We start from the raw sequence: 16,915 nt of genomic DNA, 5'->3' as shown, positions 1-16,915 counted from the left end.
GCACGGCGCGCCACCTTGGTGGCGTGGCCGGGGATGCGCACGTAGATAAGGAGTTGAGTATGCCGTATGAATTTCATTTCGAACTCGTCATGCAATCGCTGGACCGCCTGTTGTGGGGCGCCGCGCTGACGATACGCCTGAGCGCCCTGGCGATGGTGCTGGGGCTGGTGGTGGGCGTGTGCGCCGCCGTCATCCTGAAGAGTGGTCCCGGCTATGCCCGCGCGGTGGTGCGCGCGTATGTCGAGGTCATCCGCAGCACGCCGTTCCTGGTGCAGCTGTTCATCATTTACTTTGGCTTGCCGTCGCTGGGCTTGCAGCTCGACGCCAACGGCGCCGCGCTTGTCGCGATGACGGTCAACCTGGGCGCCTATGCGGCGGAAATCGTGCGCGCCGGCATCGGCGCCGTCCATCCCTCGCAGCTGGAGGCGGCGCAGGCGCTGGGCATGACGCACTGGCAAGTGATGCGCCACGTGGTGTTGCTGCCGGCGCTGGAAAAAGTGTATCCGGCGCTGGCCAGCCAGTTCACGCTGATGATGCTCGCCTCGAGCGTGGTGTCGGCCATTTCCGCTGAAGAGCTGACTGCCGCCGCCCACCTGATTGACTCGGAAACCTTCCGCAGCTTCGAGATCTACATCGTCGTGATGGTGCTCTACATCCTGCTGGCCTTGCTGTTCCGCTTCAGCTTCTGGGTACTGGGCCAGATCGTCTTCAAACGCCGCCGCCGTCTGGGCGCGGTGCGCATGGGAGCATGACATGATCAGTGACTTTTCCTGGGATAACCTGCAATTCCTGTTCGAGGCCACGCGCTGGACCATCGGCCTGTCGCTGATCGTCTTCCTCACGGGCGGCATCGCCGGCTTCGCGGTGGCGCTGCTGCGCACGGCGCGCAGCCCGTTCCTGCGTTTCATCAGCGCCCTGTACATTCAGCTGATCCAGGGCACGCCGGTGCTGATCGTGCTGTTTCTTACTTATTACGGCCTGGCCCTGTTCGGCTACAAGCTGTCGCCGATCATCGCGGCCGGCGCGGCGATGACGATCTTTGCCAGCGCCTACCTGGGCGAGATCTGGCGCGGCTGCATCGAAGGCGTGCAGCGCCAGCAGTGGGAAGCATCGGCCGCGCTGGCGCTGAACCGCTACCAGCAACTGCGCTACGTCATCCTGCCGCAGGCGCTGCGCCATTCGCTGCCGCCGACGGTGGGCTTCATGGTGCAGATCATCAAGAACACCTCGATCACCTCGATCATCGGCGTGGTGGAACTGACGCGGGCAGGACAACTGGTCAGCAACGCGACCTTCCTGCCTTTCATCGTCTTCCCCGTCGTCGCCCTGATTTACTTCGCGATGTGCTACCCGCTGTCGCGCTACAGCCATTCACTGGAAAGGAAATTCCATGCCCATCGTTGAAATCGACAATATCAGCAAGAGCTTCGGCACCAATCATGTGCTCAAGGGCGTGTCCTTCGCCGTCGAGCGGGGCCAGGTCATCGCCGTGATCGGCCGCAGCGGTTCCGGCAAGAGCACCATGCTGCGCTGTATCAACGGCCTGGAAACCATCGACAGCGGCAGCATCGTCGTGGCAGGCCATACGCTGACGGCGCGCCAGGAGCACCTGCTCGACTTGCGCAAGGATGTCGGCATGGTCTTCCAGAGCTACAACCTGTTCCCCCACCTGACGGTGGAAGAAAACGTCATGCTGGCGCCGCGCATCGTCAAGAAGGTGGCCGACGCCGAGGGCCGTGCCACGGCGCTGCGCGTGCTCAAGCAGGTGGGCCTGGACCACAAGCGCGAGGCCTATCCCGAGCAGCTGTCGGGCGGCCAGCAGCAGCGCGTGGCGATTGCCCGTTCGCTGGCGATGGAGCCGCAGGTGATGCTGTTCGATGAAGTCACATCGGCGCTCGATCCGGAACTGACACAGGAAGTGCTGAAGGTGATGGAAGAGCTGGCGCAGGCGGGCATGACGATGCTGCTGGTGACGCACGAGATGGAGTTCGCGCGGCGCATGGCCGACGTCACCGTCTTCATGCACCAGGGAACGGTGTGGGAGAGCGGGCCGTCCGAAGCCTTTTTCAGCAACCCGCAAACGCCTGAAGCGCGCCAGTTCGTCGGCGCGGGAGCGATCAAATGAGCCCCGTCCTGGTGGCGGCGTCGGCCTATGGCGCAAGCAGGGTAAGGCAGCTGGGGCAAAGCCATTTCATCGACGTGGTGGCTGATGCGGGCGGCGCCGGCATCGAGATCCGCCGCGAACTGTTTACTTCCGATCTGCCGGACCTGGCGCGCATGGGCGCGGCGGTGGCGGCGCGCGGCCTGTACGCGGTGTATTCCACGCCCATCGAATTGTGGGGCGCCGACGGGCTGCTGCAGCAAGCGCTGCTGCAGCAGATGCTGGACGAGGCGGTGCGCCTAGGGGCACGCTACCTGAAGGTGTCGCTGGGCCATTACCCTGCCGCGCCAGACCTGCAAGACTTGAACGCACAGCTGGCGGCGGCGCCCGTGGCGCTGCTGGTGGAAAACGACCAGACGGCCCACGGCGGTGCGCTGGCGCCGATGGCGCGCTTCCTGGCGGCGGCGCACGAAGGCGGGCTGCCGGTAGGGCTGACCTTCGACATCGGCAACTGGCGCTGGGTGGGCGAGGATGCGCAGCAGGCGGCGCGCCTGCTGGCGCCGTACGTGCGCTATGTGCATTGCAAGGCCGTCATGGAGAACGCGGGCCGGCTTTCCGCCTGCGCCGTCTCCGAGGCCGATCCGGCCTGGCGCGCCGTCTTCGCCCACTTCGCGCCGGGCGTGCAGCGGGCCATCGAATTCCCGCTCGAGGGCGCCGACCTGGTGGCTGAAACGGGTCGCTACGTCCAGATGCTGGAGGCCGCATGATGAAACAAGAACTGCGTCAAAAGGAAATGCACGGGGGGCACGCGCTCGACGTCGTCACCTATGGCGAGGCGATGGCGATGTTCGTTGCCGAGGAAGCGGGCGACCTGGCGGGCGTGGCGCATTTCACGCGCCGCCTGGCCGGCGCCGAGACGAATGTCGCCATCGGCCTGGCGCGCCTGGGATTGCGCGTCGGTTGGCTCAGCCGGGTGGGCGACGATGCCTTCGGACGCTTCATCCGCGCCAGCGTGCAGGCCGAGGGCGTGGACTGCAGCCGGGTCGTCACCGTCGCCGGCCAGTGCAGCGGCTTCCAGCTCAAGGCCCAGGCAGAGAACGGTGCCGATCCGCTGGTCGAATACTTCCGCAAGGGTTCCGCCGCCAGTCAATTGGCGCCGGCCGACTTCGATCCCGCCTACTTCCTGTCGGCGCGCCATTTGCACGCCACCGGCGTGGCTGCGGCGCTGTCCGAGACCAGTCTGGCGTTCGCCGGCAAGGCGCTCGATTTCATGCGCGCCAACGGCAGGACGGTGTCGTTCGACCCCAACCTGCGGCCCTCGCTGTGGCCATCGCAAGCCGTCATGGTCGAGCAGATCAACCGCCTCGCCTGCAAGGCGCACTGGGTGCTGCCCGGCCTGGGAGAAGGAAAAATTCTCACCGGCCACGACCTGCCGCACGACATCGCCGGCTATTACCTGCAGCGGGGCGTGCGGCTGGTGGTCATCAAACTGGGCGCCGACGGCGCCTATTACCGCACGGCCGATGGCGGCAGCGGCATGGTGCCGGGCGAGCGCGTAGCCCACGTGGTCGACACGGTAGGCGCCGGCGACGGCTTCGCGGCCGGCCTGGTCAGCGCCTTGCTGGAAGGCTTGCCGCTGGCCCAGGCGGTAGGGCGCGGCAATCGCGTCGGCGCCTTTGCCATCCAGGTGGCCGGCGACATGGAAGGCTTGCCGACCCGTACCCAGCTCGACGCGCTGGTCCAATCATGAACAGAACAGGGGAAACACGCGTGAAAAAACATGTCGTTGTGTATAAAAAACTGGCCGAGCCGCTGCTGGCACGCCTGCGCGCCGAATGCGAGGTGACGTATTTCGAGGCCATCGATGCGGGCAACCGCGCCGCGTTCGCCGCCGCCATCCGCGGCGCGCATGGCTTGCTGGGCGCCAGCGTGCGCCTGGACCGCGAACTGCTGGACCCGGCCTTTGACCTGCGCATCATTTCCACTATTTCGGTGGGCGTCGACCAGTTCGACGTCGATTACCTGCGCGCACGGGGCATCTTGCTGGCCAATACGCCGGATGTGCTGACGGAAACGACGGCCGACACGATCTTCGCGCTGATACTCGCCAGTGCGCGGCGCGTCGTCGAACTGGCCGAATTCGTCAAGGCGGGAAGCTGGACGCGCAGCGTGGGCGAAAGCCAGTACGGCGTCAACGTGCATGGCAAGACCATCGGCATGCTGGGCATGGGCCGTATCGGCCGCGCCGTCGCCCGCCGCGCCGCGCTGGGCTTCGGCATGCAGGTGCTGTACGTGAACGGCGAGGCGGTGCCCGAAGTGGAGGCGGCGCTGGGCGCGCGCCAGGTGGCGCTCGACGACTTGCTGGCCAGCTCCGATTTCGTCTGCGTGGTGCTGCCGCTGACGGCGCAGACGGAACGCATGATGGGCCGGCGCGAGTTCGCGCTGATGCGCCCCGGCGCCATTTTCATCAACGGTTCGCGCGGGCGCATCGTCGACGAGGCGGCGCTGATCGAGGCGCTGCAACAGGGCACCATCCACGGCGCCGGTCTCGATGTGTTCGAGCGCGAACCGCTGGCACCGGACAATCCGCTGCCGGGCATGGCCAACGTGGTGGCGCTGCCGCACATCGGCTCGGCCACGCATGAAACGCGCTACGCCATGGCGCAGCAGGCGGTGGACAACCTGCTGGCCGGCCTGCGCGGCGAGCGTCCGCGCCACCTGGTGAGCTAGGCGCAGTTTCCATAAGAAGATAGACAGGGAAAGACATGAAGAATAAGGTAGCAGGAGCAATGATCATCGGCGCCGGCGCTTGCAGCAGCCTGTGCTCGGCGCAGTCGAACGTGGCCATGTACGGCATCGCGGACCTGGGCCTGGTGTCCGAGAACGGCGGCGCCGGCGGCAGGGTGCTCAAGGTGACCAGCGGCATCGCCAACGGCTCGCGATTGGGCTTCAAGGGCAGCGAAGACCTGGGCGGCGGCATGACGGCGATCTTTACGATGGATGCGGGCATTCTGGCCGACACGGGCGCTTCGGCCCAGGGCGGCCTGCTGTTCGGGCGCCAGGCTTTCGTTGGCCTCGCCGGCGCGGCGGGCACGCTGCGGCTGGGCCGCCAGTACACCTTCATCGATAGCAGCCTGGGGGCGCTGGACCCGTTTTACCTGGGTTTTGCGGGCAGGATGAGCAATGTCTTCACGGCCGGCTACATCAGCCGCGTCGACAACAGCATCAGCTACAGTTCTCCCGTGCGCGGCGGCCTTTCCGGCGAACTGGCGTACGGCTTCGGCGAAGTGCCCGGCGACGCGGCGGCCAGGCGCTACGCGGGCGCGGCGGCCACCTATGCCAGCGGGTCGCTGTATCTGCGCATGGCGCACCAGGACGCCAATACCATATCAAACGCGCAGGTGGCGGGCAGGGCGAGGAACACGGTGCTCGGGGCCACCTGGGACTTCGGCGTGGTCAAGGCGCATGGCGCCGTCGCCGTCAGCAAGAGCACGGCGGGCGCCGCCACCACGGTCGACAGTGCGGACCTGATGCTGGGCGCCACCGTGCCTTTTGGCCCGCACCGCGTCTTGCTCTCGTACGTGCGGCGCGACGACCGGCGCGCTGCCAACGGTGACGCTTCCCAGGTCGGCATCGGCTACACCTACGCGCTGTCGAAGCGCAGCACCTTGTACGCGGCCTATGCGCATATCGACAACCGCAACGGCGCCGCCTATGTGGTGGGCAACGCCACCGACAACGGCAGCGGCAACCAGGCCTGGAACCTCGGCCTGCGCCACACTTTTTAAGGGGAGAATGGAATGAAGAAGATCGGATGGATTTTGGTTGGCGCCAGCACGGTGGCGCGCGAATGGATGGTCGACGCGATCGGCCAGCAGGGCGATGCGGAAGTACTGGCCGTGGTCAGCCGGGATGCCGCGCGCGGCGCCGCGTTTGCCGCGCAGTTCGGCATCGCCGCCAGTTATACCGACCTGGATACTGCGCTGGCGCACCCGGGCGCGGATGCCGTGTACATCAGCACCACCAACGAATGGCATATGGCGCAGACCTTGCAGGCGGCGCGCGCGGGCAAGCACGTGCTGTGCGAGAAGCCGCTGGCGCTGAACCTGGACGACGCGCGCCGCATGGTCGACGGCTGCGCCGAAGCGGGCGTGGTGCTGGGGATTAACCATCACCTGCGCAACGCCGCCAGCCACGCCAAGGTGCGCGAGCTGATACGCGCCGGCGAGATCGGCCAGCCCCTGTATTGCCGCGTGCTGCACGCGAACAACCTGCCGCAGCACCTGCGCGGCTGGCGCCTGGACGCGCCGGAATCGGGCGGCGTCACGCTCGACATGTTCGTGCACGACGTCGACACCTTGCGCTTTTTGCTGGACTCGGAGCCGCGCCACGTCACCGCCTGTGCCACCAGCGGCGGCATGACGGTGGCCGGACTCGAGGAGGGTCTGATGGCCGTCATCGAGTTCGACAACGGCACCCTGGTGCAGGTGCACGATGCGTTCAACGCACCGCATTCGCTGTCCGGCGTGGAAATCATCGGCAGCAAGGGCACCATCTTCGCCACCGGCGTGATGACGCAGCGCCCCGTCGGCACCATCTGCCTGACCCGCGACGGTGGCAGCGTCGACATCCCCGTCGAGCATGAAAACCTGTATGTGCGCTCGGTGCGCGCCTTCCAGCGCGCCATGCGCGGCGAAGGGCAGCCGGCCGCCACTGGCGACGACGGCATGCGCGCGCTGGCCACGGCGCTGGCGGCGCAGCAGGCCAGGCGCAGCCACCAGCGCGTGACCCTCGCCAACTGATAGCCGGTAATCGACGCAAAAAAAGCCGCCTGATCGCAAAATCAGGCGGCTTTTTACTGGCTTGCGTCCGTGATTAGTCTTCGCGGCGCAGATGCGGGAACAGCAGGACGTCGCGGATGTTCGGCGAATCCGTGATGATCATCATCAGGCGGTCGATGCCGATGCCGCAGCCGCCGGCTGGCGGCATGCCGTATTCCAGCGCGCGGATGTAGTCGGCGTCGTAGAACATTGCCTCTTCATCGCCGGCGTCCTTGGCAGCGACTTGCGCCAGGAAGCGGGCCGACTGGTCTTCCGCGTCGTTCAACTCGGAGAAACCGTTGGCGATTTCGCGGCCCACCATGAACAGTTCAAAACGCTCGGTGATGCCGGCCACCGTGTCGGAAGCGCGCGCCAGTGGCGACACTTCGACCGGGTAGTCGATGATGTAGGTCGGTTCCCACAGCTGCGCTTCCGCCGTTTCTTCGAACAGCGCCAGTTGCAGCGCGCCCAGGCCGGCCGTGGCGAACGGCTTGACGCCGAATTTCTTCAGTTCTTCCTTGATGAAGTCGGCATCGTTCAACTGTTCCGGCGTGTAGCCCGGCGCGTACTTGTTGATCGCTTCGACGATGGTCAGGCGGTGGAACGGTTTTGCCAGGTCCAGCTCGCGGCCGCCGTAGGTCAGCGTGGCGGTGCCGTGCGCGTCGATGGCGGCCTGGCGGATGACGGCTTCCGTGAAGTCCATCAGCCATTTGTAGTCGGTGTAGGCCGCGTAGAATTCCATCATCGTGAATTCCGGGTTGTGACGGATCGACACGCCTTCGTTGCGGAAGTTGCGGTTGATTTCGAACACGCGGTCGAAGCCGCCCACCACCAGGCGCTTCAGGTACAGCTCGGGCGCGATACGCAGGAACATTTGCATGTCCAGCGCATTGTGGTGCGTGATGAATGGCTTTGCCGCGGCGCCGCCCGGGATCGTGTGCAGCATCGGCGTTTCCACTTCCATGAACTCGTTCTTTTCCATGAAGCGGCGGATCGACGAGATGGCGGCGGTACGCGCCTTGAAGGTGCGGCGCGTCTCTTCGTTCATGATCAGGTCGACGTAGCGCTGGCGGTATTTCGTTTCCTGGTCGGCCAGGCCGTGGAATTTGTCCGGCAGCGGGCGCAGCGATTTGGTGATCAAACGCAGTTCGGTGACCTTGATGGTCAGTTCGTCCGTCTTGGTCTTGAACAGGGTGCCCGTCACGCCCAGGATATCGCCCAGGTCATAGTGGTGCAGGGCGGCCATGGCCGCTTCGCCGGTGAGGTCGAGGGTGGCGTAGATCTGTATGCGACCGTCGGCTTTCGGGCCGGAAGCGTCTTGCAGGGTGGCGAAAGCGGCTTTCTTGCCCGCTTCGCGCTTGAGCATCATGCGGCCGGCCAGCACCACGGTGACAGGTTCGGCTTCCAGCTCTTCGCGCGTCTTGCTGCCGTATTGCGCGTGCAGATCGGCCGCCTTGTGCTCAGGGCGGAAATCGTTCGGGAAGGCGACGCCTTGTTCGCGCAGTGCGGCCAGCTTGGCGCGGCGCTCGGCGATGATCTTGTTTTCATCGGGGGCGGCGGCTTGTTCTTGGATATCCGTAGTCATGGTGTTCTTCGTTGGTGATTATTGATGATGTGGTGCCAGCGCTGGCGCCACGCTGGCAAACAGTGCGTCGACGTCGAGTGCGGAGAAATCCGGCACGATGGCAATGACGTTGTCGAAGGCGGCAAACGCCTCGGCCGACAGAGTGGTGGTGAGCACCACGACGCGCATGCCGGCACGGCGCGCCGCTTCCACGCCCAGGGGCGCGTCTTCAAAGACGATGCAGTCTTGCGGCAGCGCGCCGGCCAGTTGCGCGCCCTTCAGGAAAACGTCCGGGTGCGGCTTGCCCCGTTCCACGTCGGCGGCGCCGACGATGGCGTCGAAGCGATGGCGCAGGTCCAGGCCGTCGAGCGTGAAGGCGATGTTCTCGTCCGGCGCGGCCGTGCCCACCACTAGCCCTACGCCGTGCTGGCGCGCGCTGGCGATCAGCTGGTCGAAACCGGCCACCGTGGCCAGGTGCGGGCCGTACAGTTCACGGTAGACGACTTCCTTTTCAGCCAGCAGGGTGACGTGGTCGGCATCCTCGCCCAGGTACTTGGCGATGATTTCGTGTCCCTGTCGTCCTGCCGTGTCGCGGAAAAAGGCATCCGCATCCAGCGCATGACCGTGGCGTTCAAAGAACGCCAGCCACGAGGTCGTGTGGAAGGCCATGTTGTCGACGATCGTGCCATCCATATCGAACAGGAAGGCACGCCGGGCTGGAAGGGATGCATTCATCCTTACACGCCTTGCTTGAGCGAGGCGGAAATGAACTCGTCGATGTCGCCATCGAGCACGCCCTTGGTATTGCCCGTCTCGAAACCGGTGCGCAAGTCCTTGATGCGGGACTGGTCCAGCACGTAGGAGCGGATCTGGTGGCCCCAGCCCACGTCCGTCTTCGAGTCTTCCAGCTTTTGCTGCTCGCTCATGCGCTTGCGCAGTTCATGTTCGTACAGCTTGGCTTTCAGCATTTCCATCGCTTCGGCGCGGTTGCGGTGCTGCGAACGGTCGTTCTGGCACTGCACCACGATGCCCGTCGGTGCATGGGTCATGCGGACGGCGGAGTCGGTCTTGTTGATGTGCTGACCACCGGCGCCCGACGCGCGGTAGGTATCGACGCGGATATCGGCCGGGTTGACGTCGATTTCGATCGAGTCATCGACTTCCGGATACACGAACAGCGACGTAAACGAGGTGTGGCGGCCATTGGCCGAGTCGAATGGCGACTTGCGCACCAGGCGGTGCACGCCCGTTTCCGTGCGCAGGAAGCCGTAGGCGTGATCGCCCTCGACCTTCAGGGTGGCCGTCTTGATGCCGGCTACCTCGCCGTCGGACTGCTCCAGGATCTCGACCTTGAAGCCCTTGCGTTCGCAATAGCGCAGGTACTGGCGCAGCAGCATCGAGGCCCAGTCCTGTGCTTCCGTACCGCCGGCGCCGGCCTGGATGTCGATGAAGCAGTTGTTCGGGTCCATCGGATTGTTGAACATCCGGCGGAACTCCATGCTTTCGATGACCTTGCGGATTTCCTGCACGTCCTGCTCGATCGCTTCGAGCGTGTCGTCATCGCCTTCTTCGCGGGCCATGTCGAACAGGTCGCGGGTGTCGCGCAGGTCGGCATCGGCCTTGGCGAGCGTAAAGACGATGGCTTCGAGCGCCTTCTTCTCCTTGCCGAGGTCCTGGGCGCGCTTGGGATCGTTCCAGACGGTAGGATCTTCCAGCTCTTCGTTGACTTGCTCTAGTTTCTCCGACTTGACAGTGAAGTCAAAGATACCTCCGAAGTTCGGCTTCGCGGACCGTCAGGTCGTTCAGCAGGGCGGAGATGATATTGATGCGTTCGGCTTCCATAATGTTCTGGTCTTCTATGGTGAAATCAAACCCTGAATTATACGCGAGCGCGGCGCGTTTCCGCTGCCGCTGCGGCGCAATTGCTATTGCACGGGGCAATAAAATGACGGTTTTGCTATATTTGCGACAATATCTATGCCTTGAAGATGGCTGGCGTGCTGCGTATGATGCTGGCGATATTGTCTTTCCACAGGAACTCCTCATGTGCCAACCCCTGCGCCAACTGCCCCGTCTTGCCCTGTTACCGCTGCTGCTGGCCGGCTGCGGCGCCTTGCCGCCCGCCGCCCACGAACCGGCCCGGCCTCTGGCAGCGGCGCCGGCGGGCAGCAGCGCCACCCTGGCCCTGCTGGAGACGACGGACTTGCACGCGAATGTACTCAGTTATGATTACTACAAGCTGCAGGCGGAGCCGTCGATCGGCCTGGAACGCACGGCTACCCTGATCGCGCAGGCGCGCGCGCAGTTCCCGAACAATCTCTTGCTCGACAACGGCGACACCATCCAGGGCACGGCGCTGGCCGACTACCAGGCCCTCGTGAAACCGCTGGCCTGCGACCAGACCCTGGCCATTTACAAGGCGATGAATTTGCTGAAAGTCGATGGCGGCGGCATCGGCAACCATGAATTCAACTACGGCCTGGCATTTTTGAGCCAGGTGACGGGCAACCAATTTGATGTCGACAGCGTGGACGCGGCCAAGCCGCGTTGCGCCGGCCCGGCGTTCCCGCAAGTGCTGGCCAACGTCTACAGCGTCAAGACGGGCAAGCCCCTGTTTGCGCCCTACCACATCATCGACAAGCAGATCACGGCGACCGGTCCCGATGGCAAGGCCGTGAGCAGCAGCGTGAAAGTGGGCATCATCAGCTTCGCCCCGCCCACCATCATGGCCTGGGACAAGCGCTGGCTCGAAGGGCGCGTCTACACGCAGGGCGTGCGCGAGACGGCGGAAAAATTCATCCCCGAGATGCGCGCCAAAGGCGCTGAGCTGGTGGTAGCCATTTCGCACGGCGGCCTCGATGACAGCCCGTACTCGCCGACCATGGAAAACGGTAATTACTACCTGTCGCAAGTGCCGGGCGTGGACGCCATGCTGATCGGCCATTCGCACCAGTTGTTCCCGAACGCGGCCAGCACGGTGCCGCAATTTAATTTGCCCGGCGTCGACAAGGTCAAGGGATTGGTCAATGGCGTTCCCACCGTGATGGCCAATTTGTGGGGCAAGCACCTGGGCGTGATTGGCTTGCACTTGCGCCACGACGGCAAGCGGTGGGTCATCGACAAGAGCGCCACCACGGTGGAAGCGCGCGGCATCCAGAACGCAGACAAGAGTTATGTCGCGCCCGATGCGGCCATCGCCAAACTGGTGGCCGAGGAACACGCAGCCACCATCGCCTACGTGCAGACACCGGTCGGCGCCACGGACTTCCGCATGTCGACGTATTTCGCCGACGTGGGCGATGTCAGTGCTATCGAAGTGGTGAACCAGGCGCAAGCGGGCTATCTGGCCGCGTATGTGAAGGCGAACTTGCCGCAGTATGCCAACCTGCCGGTGCTGTCGATGTCGTCCCCGTTCAAGAGCGGCTCGGCCGGCGTGTCCGACTACACGGACGTCAAGGCGGGCAACGTGGCGCTCAACAACGCCGCTGATCTGTACCTGTATCCGAACGCGCTGTACGGCGTGAAGATGAATGGGGTAGAACTGAAGGCCTGGCTGGAGCAGTCGGCGCGGCGTTTCAATACCATCGCTCCGCATAAGGCGCAGCCGCAGGAACTGGTCAACACGGCCCACCCTAGCTACAACTTCGATACGATTACCAGCGCCGACGTGCGCTATCAGATCGACGTCACGCAAAAACCCGGTCAGCGCATTCAGGGTCTGACGTACAAGGGCAAGCCGGTGGATGCGGCGCAGGAATTTTTGATTGCGACGAATAACTACCGCGCCAGCGGCGGCGGCAATTTCCCCGGCCTCGATGGCAGCAAGACGGTAGTGGCGTCGCCCGACAACAACCGCGAACTCTTGATCGCCTACGTCGCGCAAGAGAAAAACCTGACGCGCGCGAAGAACGGCTCGGCGCGCAGCTGGACCTTCGCCAAGGTCGCCACGCAAGGCCCGGTGGTCTTTCATTCGGCGCCGAACGTGATCGACCTGGCGCGAGCGGCCGGCATCGATAACGTCACGCAGCTGAAGGCTGACGATGGTGCGGGCAAGGGCTTTGCGCTGTATCAGATACACCTGTCGAAATGAAGGCATGGTTGTTTGCCATCGCCCTGGCCGGATCGCCGCTGGCATCGGCGGGGCAGGACGTCACGGCCCAGGCCAAGACCTTGATGCGCGCGGGAGTAGCCTCCCAGCCGCAGGCGCGCGCCCTGTTCGAACAGGCGGCGGGGCAGGGCAGCGGTCCCGCCGCGTATTACCTGGGCCTGATGCATAAGAACGGCATGGGCGGACCGCAGGACAGCGCCGCCGCGCTGCGCTGGCTGGAACTGGCCGCGCAGCGTGGCGTGGCGCCGGCCATGTTCATCGTGGCGAACCTGCTGCTGGAAAGTGACGAGGAGAAGGCGCGCTTTTGGCTCGACGCCGCCTGCGATGCGCAATACCCGGAAGCGCTGCAGCAGAAATCCATCGCCCTGGGCGAAGGGACGATGGGCTATGCGCACAATGAAGAGCAGGCCTCTCTGTACCTGAAGATGGCCACGCACGCGATGGGGCACCGTCCACCGGAGCCTTAAGTCTGGTCTTCTTTCTTCGCCCTGGCCCGCAAGCTGGCCGCCGCCTCGCCGATGGCGATCGGGTCGCGCGACAGGATGGCGGCGCCCAGGTCGACCAGCCTGGCCGCAGCACCTATGGCCGCCTTGATGTCGGCGATGCGCTTGAGTTGCAGCTTGCCCTTGGCGATGGCGCCCTCGATATCGCCGCGCGCCTGCTCGGCCCCTTCGGCGGTCAGGCAGATGCCATACGCGCGAAACAGTGCCACCATCTGGTCCAGGTGGTTTTCATATTGTTCCAGCAGCGCGCGCTCGTCCGGCGTCAGCGCCTGGCGTTCGCGGATGCGCAATTCCAGCACCAGGCTTGATGCCTGCGCCAGGCTGTCGGCGATGGCGTAGCTTTGGTCTTTTGTCAGTTCGGTCAGTGGGGCCATGGGATACTCCAGTGTGCGCGCCGCTTACCAGCGGGCAGGGCCATAGAAAACAGCCTGTTTTTGCAGTGTCTCGACCTGGCGTGCAAACTGCGCCAGCTGGCGCTGCAGTTCCGCTTCCTGCAGATGGTCGAGATTGGCCCGCAGCGCGGCCACGCTGGCTTGCAGCGCACCGACGGCGGCGACGTACGCGGCGACGATTTTCTCCCTTTCCTGTAATTGCCGTCCTTCCAGGTGCAAGCGCGTGCGGATGTAGTTGGCGGCCAGCGGCTCACGCTGCGCGGCGTCGTCGACGGCGCCGCGCAGCTGGGCCAGGTCGCGCAATTCATCCTGCAAGCCGGCGCGGTAGCTGCGCTGGGCATACTCCTTGAGCGCATTGCTGACGATATCGATGGCTTCCTGCTCGTCGAGCAATGCGCGCAAGGCTGATTTCTGTGTGCGCTGGCTGGCCAGGCGGCTCAGGTGCTCGCTCAACTTGACGACCTTGGCCAGCTTGTCCGTATCGAGCAGGGGCGCGCCGCCGCCCGGCTGTGCCAGGCCACCCAGCGCATCACCGAGTGGGCCAAACTCTTCCTTGTAGACGGGCAGTTTGTCATCGGCCAGCGCCGCCAGGGTGCGCGCATAGCGCAGCAGGACATCGTTCAGGCTGGCGATCGCTACGCTGGCTTGCGCGATCGCGGCGCAATCGGCGCGCGCCGCCTGTTCGCTCGCTTGCGCATCGAAACGCTCGGCCAGGATCAGACGCTTGCGCATGGCCTTGTCCATGCAACTGTGGACGCTGCCTGCCGGCATGGGTTCGAAGTGCAGCGACATTTTTTGCGTCTGTTCGGCAAAGCTGCGCACGGGCGACAGATCGGTGGCGCAGCCGCCCAGCAGCACGCTGGCGGCGGCGTAAAGAAGCAGGGTGAAAACGATTGAGTTCTGCGGGCGCTGCATATGGCCTCCATGCGGTAGCGGTGGCTGATGGGTCCGGCGCGCACGCGCTGGCATGGCTGACGTTAGCATGCTGTGCAGTGTCAGTATTGCGCCAGATCAGCACGCTGTCATAGGCATACGGCGGCCCAGCATCGGCAGCGCGACTGTTGCCGAATGGCACAGGGTGCGCCAATTTGCGTCATATTTTCCTTACAAAAAACTGACATTTGGCCAGTAATTCGGTCTTTTCTGCATGTTGCGACGCGTCATATGTAGTTGTTGCTGGTGCATGTTTACTCACCTACAATGATTTATCGATGGGGCGGTTATCCAGCGTACGACTATAAAAATAAGTGGCATTAAAAACGTTGTATCAGAGGAGATGACAATGAATTTGAAACAGAAATTGCTCGTGGCAAGTTTGGTTTTGGGTTTCTCTCAGGCGGCAGTCGCAGCCGACCCCATCAAGATCGGCGTGTCCGGACCGTTCACGGGCGGTTCCGCGCCGATGGGCGTGTCGATGCGCGACGGCGTCAAGCTGGCCGTCGCTGAAATCAATGCCAAGGGTGGCGTACTGGGCCGTTCCCTGCTGCTGATCGAGCGCGATGACGAAGCCAAGAACGAACGCGGCGTGCAGATCGCCCAGGAGCTGATCAACAAGGAAAAGGTCGCCGCCACCGTCGGCTACATCAACACGGGCGTGGCCCTGGCTTCGCAGCGCTTCTACCAGGAAGCGAAAATTCCCGTCATGAACAATGTGGCGACGGGCTCCATCGTCACCAAGCAATTCGCCGACCAGCCGGAAAACTACATTTTCCGCAACGCGGCCAATGACACCATCCAGTCCGGCATGATCGTGCATGAGGCCATCGAGAACCGCAAGTTCAAGAAAGTGGCGATCCTGGCCGACTCCACCAACTATGGCCAGCTGGGTCGCGAAGACCTGGAAAAGGCGCTGGACAAGAAGGGCATCAAGCCCGTTGTCGTTGAAAAATACAACATCAAGGACGTCGACATGACGGCCCAGCTGCTGAAAGCCAAACAGGCGGGCGCGGAAGTTGTGCTGACCTACGGCATCGGCCCGGAACTGGCGCAGATTGCCAACGGCATGGAAAAACTGGGCTGGAAAGTGCCGCTGATCGGCAGCTGGACCCTGGCCATGGGTAACTTCATCGACAACGCGGGCAAAAATGGCAATGGCACGCGCATGCCGCAAACCTTCATCCAGGATGCCAACACGCCCAAGCGCAAGGCCTTCATCGACGCCTATGTAGCCGCCTACAAGCCGTCGGGCGGACGCATGCCGTCTGCCGTCTCGGCGGCGCAAGGCTACGATTCCGTCTACCTGCTGGCCGCGGCCATCACGCAGGCAGGCGGCACGGACGGCCCGAAAGTGCGCGCCGCGCTGGAAAACCTGAATGAAAAAGTGGAAGGCGCCGTCACCACCTATAACAAGCCATTCAGCAAGACCAACCATGAAGCGATCACGGCCGACCTGACCGTGTTTGGCGAAGTCAAGGACGGCAAGGTCGTCCTTGCCAAATAAGTCCGGCTAATTCCAACCATCTAGCCGCGAAATGGCCAGCCTTGAGGAATCAGGACTGGCCATTTTTTCATCTTTCGTCTTCCGGGGAATACCATGGAAATCTTCCTGCAGCTCGTCTTCAGCGGCATCGCGCTGGGCATGATCTATGCGGTCATCGCCTTCGGCTATCAGCTGACCTTTGCCACTTCCGGCACCCTCAATTTCGGCCAGGGCGAATCCCTGATGCTGGGCGCGCTCGTGGGTCTCTCCCTGGTGGGCACCATCCACGGCGGCCCGTACATGAGCTATCTCTTGATGATTCCCATCGTCATCGTCTTCGGCGCCTTGCAAGGCGTGTTCGTCGAATGGATAGGCGTGCGGCCCGCCATCAAGATCAAGTCCGAATTTGGCTGGATCATGTCGACCATCGCGCTGGCCATCATTTTTAAAAACGTGGCGGAAAATATCTGGGGCAAGGATGACCTGATGTTCCCGTCGCCGCTGTCGTCCGCGCCGTTCCAGGTGTTCGGCGCGAATGTGCAGCAGATGCAGGTGGCCGTCATCGTCGGCGCGCTGGCCATCATGCTGGCCGTCGAAGTGTTCAACCGCAAATCGATCTACGGCAAGGCCGTCGTGGCCACGGCCAACGACCGCGACGCGGCAGGCTTGATGGGCATCAACACGGGCATGGTTATCACCTTTTCCTACGCGCTGTCGTCGGCCACGGCCGCCTTTGCCGGCGTGCTGGTGGCGCCACTGACCCTGACCGGGGCCACCATGGGCGCCTCGCTGGGCCTGAAAGCGTTTGCCGTGGCCATCATCGGCGGCCTGACGTCGGGCGTGGGCGCCATCGTCGGCGGCCTGATCCTGGGCATCGCAGAAACGACCACCGGCTATTACATTTCCACCGGCTACAAGGAAGTGCCTGGCCTGTTATTGCTGCTGCTGGTGCTGGCCGTCAAGCCGTCCGGCCTGTTCGGCAAGGCCGCGATCAAGAAAGTATGAGGA

17 protein-coding genes are annotated in these 16,915 nt (G+C 63.9%); 12 read left to right on the top strand and 5 right to left on the bottom strand.

Going from position 1 to position 16,915, the window contains the following annotated elements:
- Positions 1 to 59 precede the first annotated feature (59 nt).
- From K0F85_RS10550 to K0F85_RS10515, 8 genes are read left to right on the top strand one after another with little or no spacing between them, the layout of a single operon-like run.
- Complete coding sequence (locus tag K0F85_RS10550) at positions 60 to 752, top strand: amino acid ABC transporter permease (RefSeq protein WP_219115982.1); 693 nt, start codon at positions 60 to 62, stop codon at positions 750 to 752.
- A 1-nt stretch (position 753) separates the two neighbouring features.
- Entirely contained in the window at positions 754 to 1,404 is a 651-nt protein-coding gene (locus tag K0F85_RS10545) for an amino acid ABC transporter permease (RefSeq protein WP_219115981.1), read from the top strand.
- A complete protein-coding gene (locus tag K0F85_RS10540) occupies positions 1,391 to 2,125 on the top strand; it encodes an amino acid ABC transporter ATP-binding protein (protein ID WP_219115980.1) in 735 nt (244 codons plus the stop codon). Before K0F85_RS10545 ends, K0F85_RS10540 begins: the two co-directional genes overlap by 14 nt.
- Positions 2,122 to 2,868, top strand: coding sequence for a sugar phosphate isomerase/epimerase (locus K0F85_RS10535; protein WP_219115979.1), 747 nt, complete (start codon positions 2,122 to 2,124; stop codon positions 2,866 to 2,868). The genes K0F85_RS10540 and K0F85_RS10535 overlap by 4 nt, the downstream gene beginning before the upstream one ends.
- On the top strand, positions 2,865 to 3,851 hold the full coding sequence (locus K0F85_RS10530; protein WP_306984124.1) for a sugar kinase: 987 nt from the start codon (positions 2,865 to 2,867) through the stop codon (positions 3,849 to 3,851). The genes K0F85_RS10535 and K0F85_RS10530 overlap by 4 nt, the downstream gene beginning before the upstream one ends.
- A gap of 20 nt (positions 3,852 to 3,871) precedes the next feature.
- The gene (locus K0F85_RS10525; RefSeq protein WP_219115978.1) at positions 3,872 to 4,831 is read left to right on the top strand and encodes a D-glycerate dehydrogenase; all 960 of its coding nucleotides are present in this window, start codon (positions 3,872 to 3,874) and stop codon (positions 4,829 to 4,831) included.
- 35 nt (positions 4,832 to 4,866) lie between these two features.
- Positions 4,867 to 5,889 (top strand): porin, encoded by a 1,023-nt coding sequence (locus K0F85_RS10520; RefSeq protein WP_219115977.1) that lies wholly within the window; start codon positions 4,867 to 4,869, stop codon positions 5,887 to 5,889.
- 12 nt (positions 5,890 to 5,901) lie between these two features.
- Complete coding sequence (locus K0F85_RS10515) at positions 5,902 to 6,903, top strand: Gfo/Idh/MocA family protein (protein ID WP_219115976.1); 1,002 nt, start codon at positions 5,902 to 5,904, stop codon at positions 6,901 to 6,903.
- Positions 6,904 to 6,976: 73 nt separating this feature from the next.
- On the opposite strand, the gene lysS is transcribed toward K0F85_RS10515, so the two are convergent.
- The 3 genes from lysS to prfB all read right to left on the bottom strand — a co-directional run bounded on the left by lysS (position 6,977) and on the right by prfB (position 10,327).
- Positions 6,977 to 8,506, bottom strand: a complete 1,530-nt coding sequence (gene lysS, locus K0F85_RS10510) for a lysine--tRNA ligase (RefSeq protein ID WP_219115975.1) — start codon at positions 8,504 to 8,506, stop codon at positions 6,977 to 6,979.
- Between the two features lie 18 nt (positions 8,507 to 8,524).
- Positions 8,525 to 9,220 carry an HAD family phosphatase gene (locus K0F85_RS10505; RefSeq protein ID WP_219115974.1) on the bottom strand — a complete coding sequence of 232 codons (696 nt, stop codon included), beginning with the start codon at positions 9,218 to 9,220 and terminating at the stop codon, positions 8,525 to 8,527.
- 2 nt (positions 9,221 to 9,222) lie between these two features.
- A protein-coding gene (gene prfB / locus K0F85_RS10500; RefSeq protein WP_138829122.1) for a peptide chain release factor 2 occupies positions 9,223 to 10,327 on the bottom strand; the annotation gives its coding sequence in 2 pieces (ribosomal slippage) (positions 9,223 to 10,245 and positions 10,247 to 10,327; 1,104 coding nt in all).
- Positions 10,328 to 10,529: 202 nt separating this feature from the next.
- On the opposite strand from prfB, the gene K0F85_RS10495 reads away from it, so the two are divergent.
- Together K0F85_RS10495 and K0F85_RS10490 are read left to right on the top strand one after the other, a co-directional pair.
- Positions 10,530 to 12,575 carry a bifunctional 2',3'-cyclic-nucleotide 2'-phosphodiesterase/3'-nucleotidase gene (locus K0F85_RS10495; protein WP_219115973.1) on the top strand — a complete coding sequence of 682 codons (2,046 nt, stop codon included), beginning with the start codon at positions 10,530 to 10,532 and terminating at the stop codon, positions 12,573 to 12,575.
- Positions 12,572 to 13,060, top strand: coding sequence for a tetratricopeptide repeat protein (locus K0F85_RS10490; RefSeq protein WP_219115972.1), 489 nt, complete (start codon positions 12,572 to 12,574; stop codon positions 13,058 to 13,060). Before K0F85_RS10495 ends, K0F85_RS10490 begins: the two co-directional genes overlap by 4 nt.
- Here the strand turns inward: K0F85_RS10490 and K0F85_RS10485 are convergent.
- Positions 13,057 to 13,470: a hypothetical protein gene (locus K0F85_RS10485; protein WP_219115971.1), complete on the bottom strand. Its 414-nt coding sequence runs from the start codon at positions 13,468 to 13,470 to the stop codon at positions 13,057 to 13,059. The two genes, K0F85_RS10490 and K0F85_RS10485, sit on opposite strands and share 4 nt — an antisense overlap.
- A 24-nt stretch (positions 13,471 to 13,494) precedes the next feature.
- Positions 13,495 to 14,403 (bottom strand): hypothetical protein, encoded by a 909-nt coding sequence (locus tag K0F85_RS10480; protein ID WP_219115970.1) that lies wholly within the window; start codon positions 14,401 to 14,403, stop codon positions 13,495 to 13,497.
- Between the two features lie 367 nt (positions 14,404 to 14,770).
- Here K0F85_RS10480 and K0F85_RS10475 point away from each other — a divergent pair, with 367 nt between their 5' ends.
- Positions 14,771 to 15,928 carry an ABC transporter substrate-binding protein gene (locus tag K0F85_RS10475; RefSeq protein WP_219115969.1) on the top strand — a complete coding sequence of 386 codons (1,158 nt, stop codon included), beginning with the start codon at positions 14,771 to 14,773 and terminating at the stop codon, positions 15,926 to 15,928.
- Positions 15,929 to 16,021: 93 nt separating this feature from the next.
- Positions 16,022 to 16,912 (top strand): branched-chain amino acid ABC transporter permease, encoded by an 891-nt coding sequence (locus K0F85_RS10470; RefSeq protein WP_219115968.1) that lies wholly within the window; start codon positions 16,022 to 16,024, stop codon positions 16,910 to 16,912.
- Positions 16,913 to 16,915 lie beyond the last annotated feature (3 nt).

The organism is Janthinobacterium sp. UMAB-56, from assembly GCF_900095265.1.
Taxonomy (GTDB): domain Bacteria; phylum Pseudomonadota; class Gammaproteobacteria; order Burkholderiales; family Burkholderiaceae_D; genus Janthinobacterium.
Note: the sequence above shows the minus strand (reverse complement) of the source record. Positions and strands in the feature narration are given on the sequence as shown.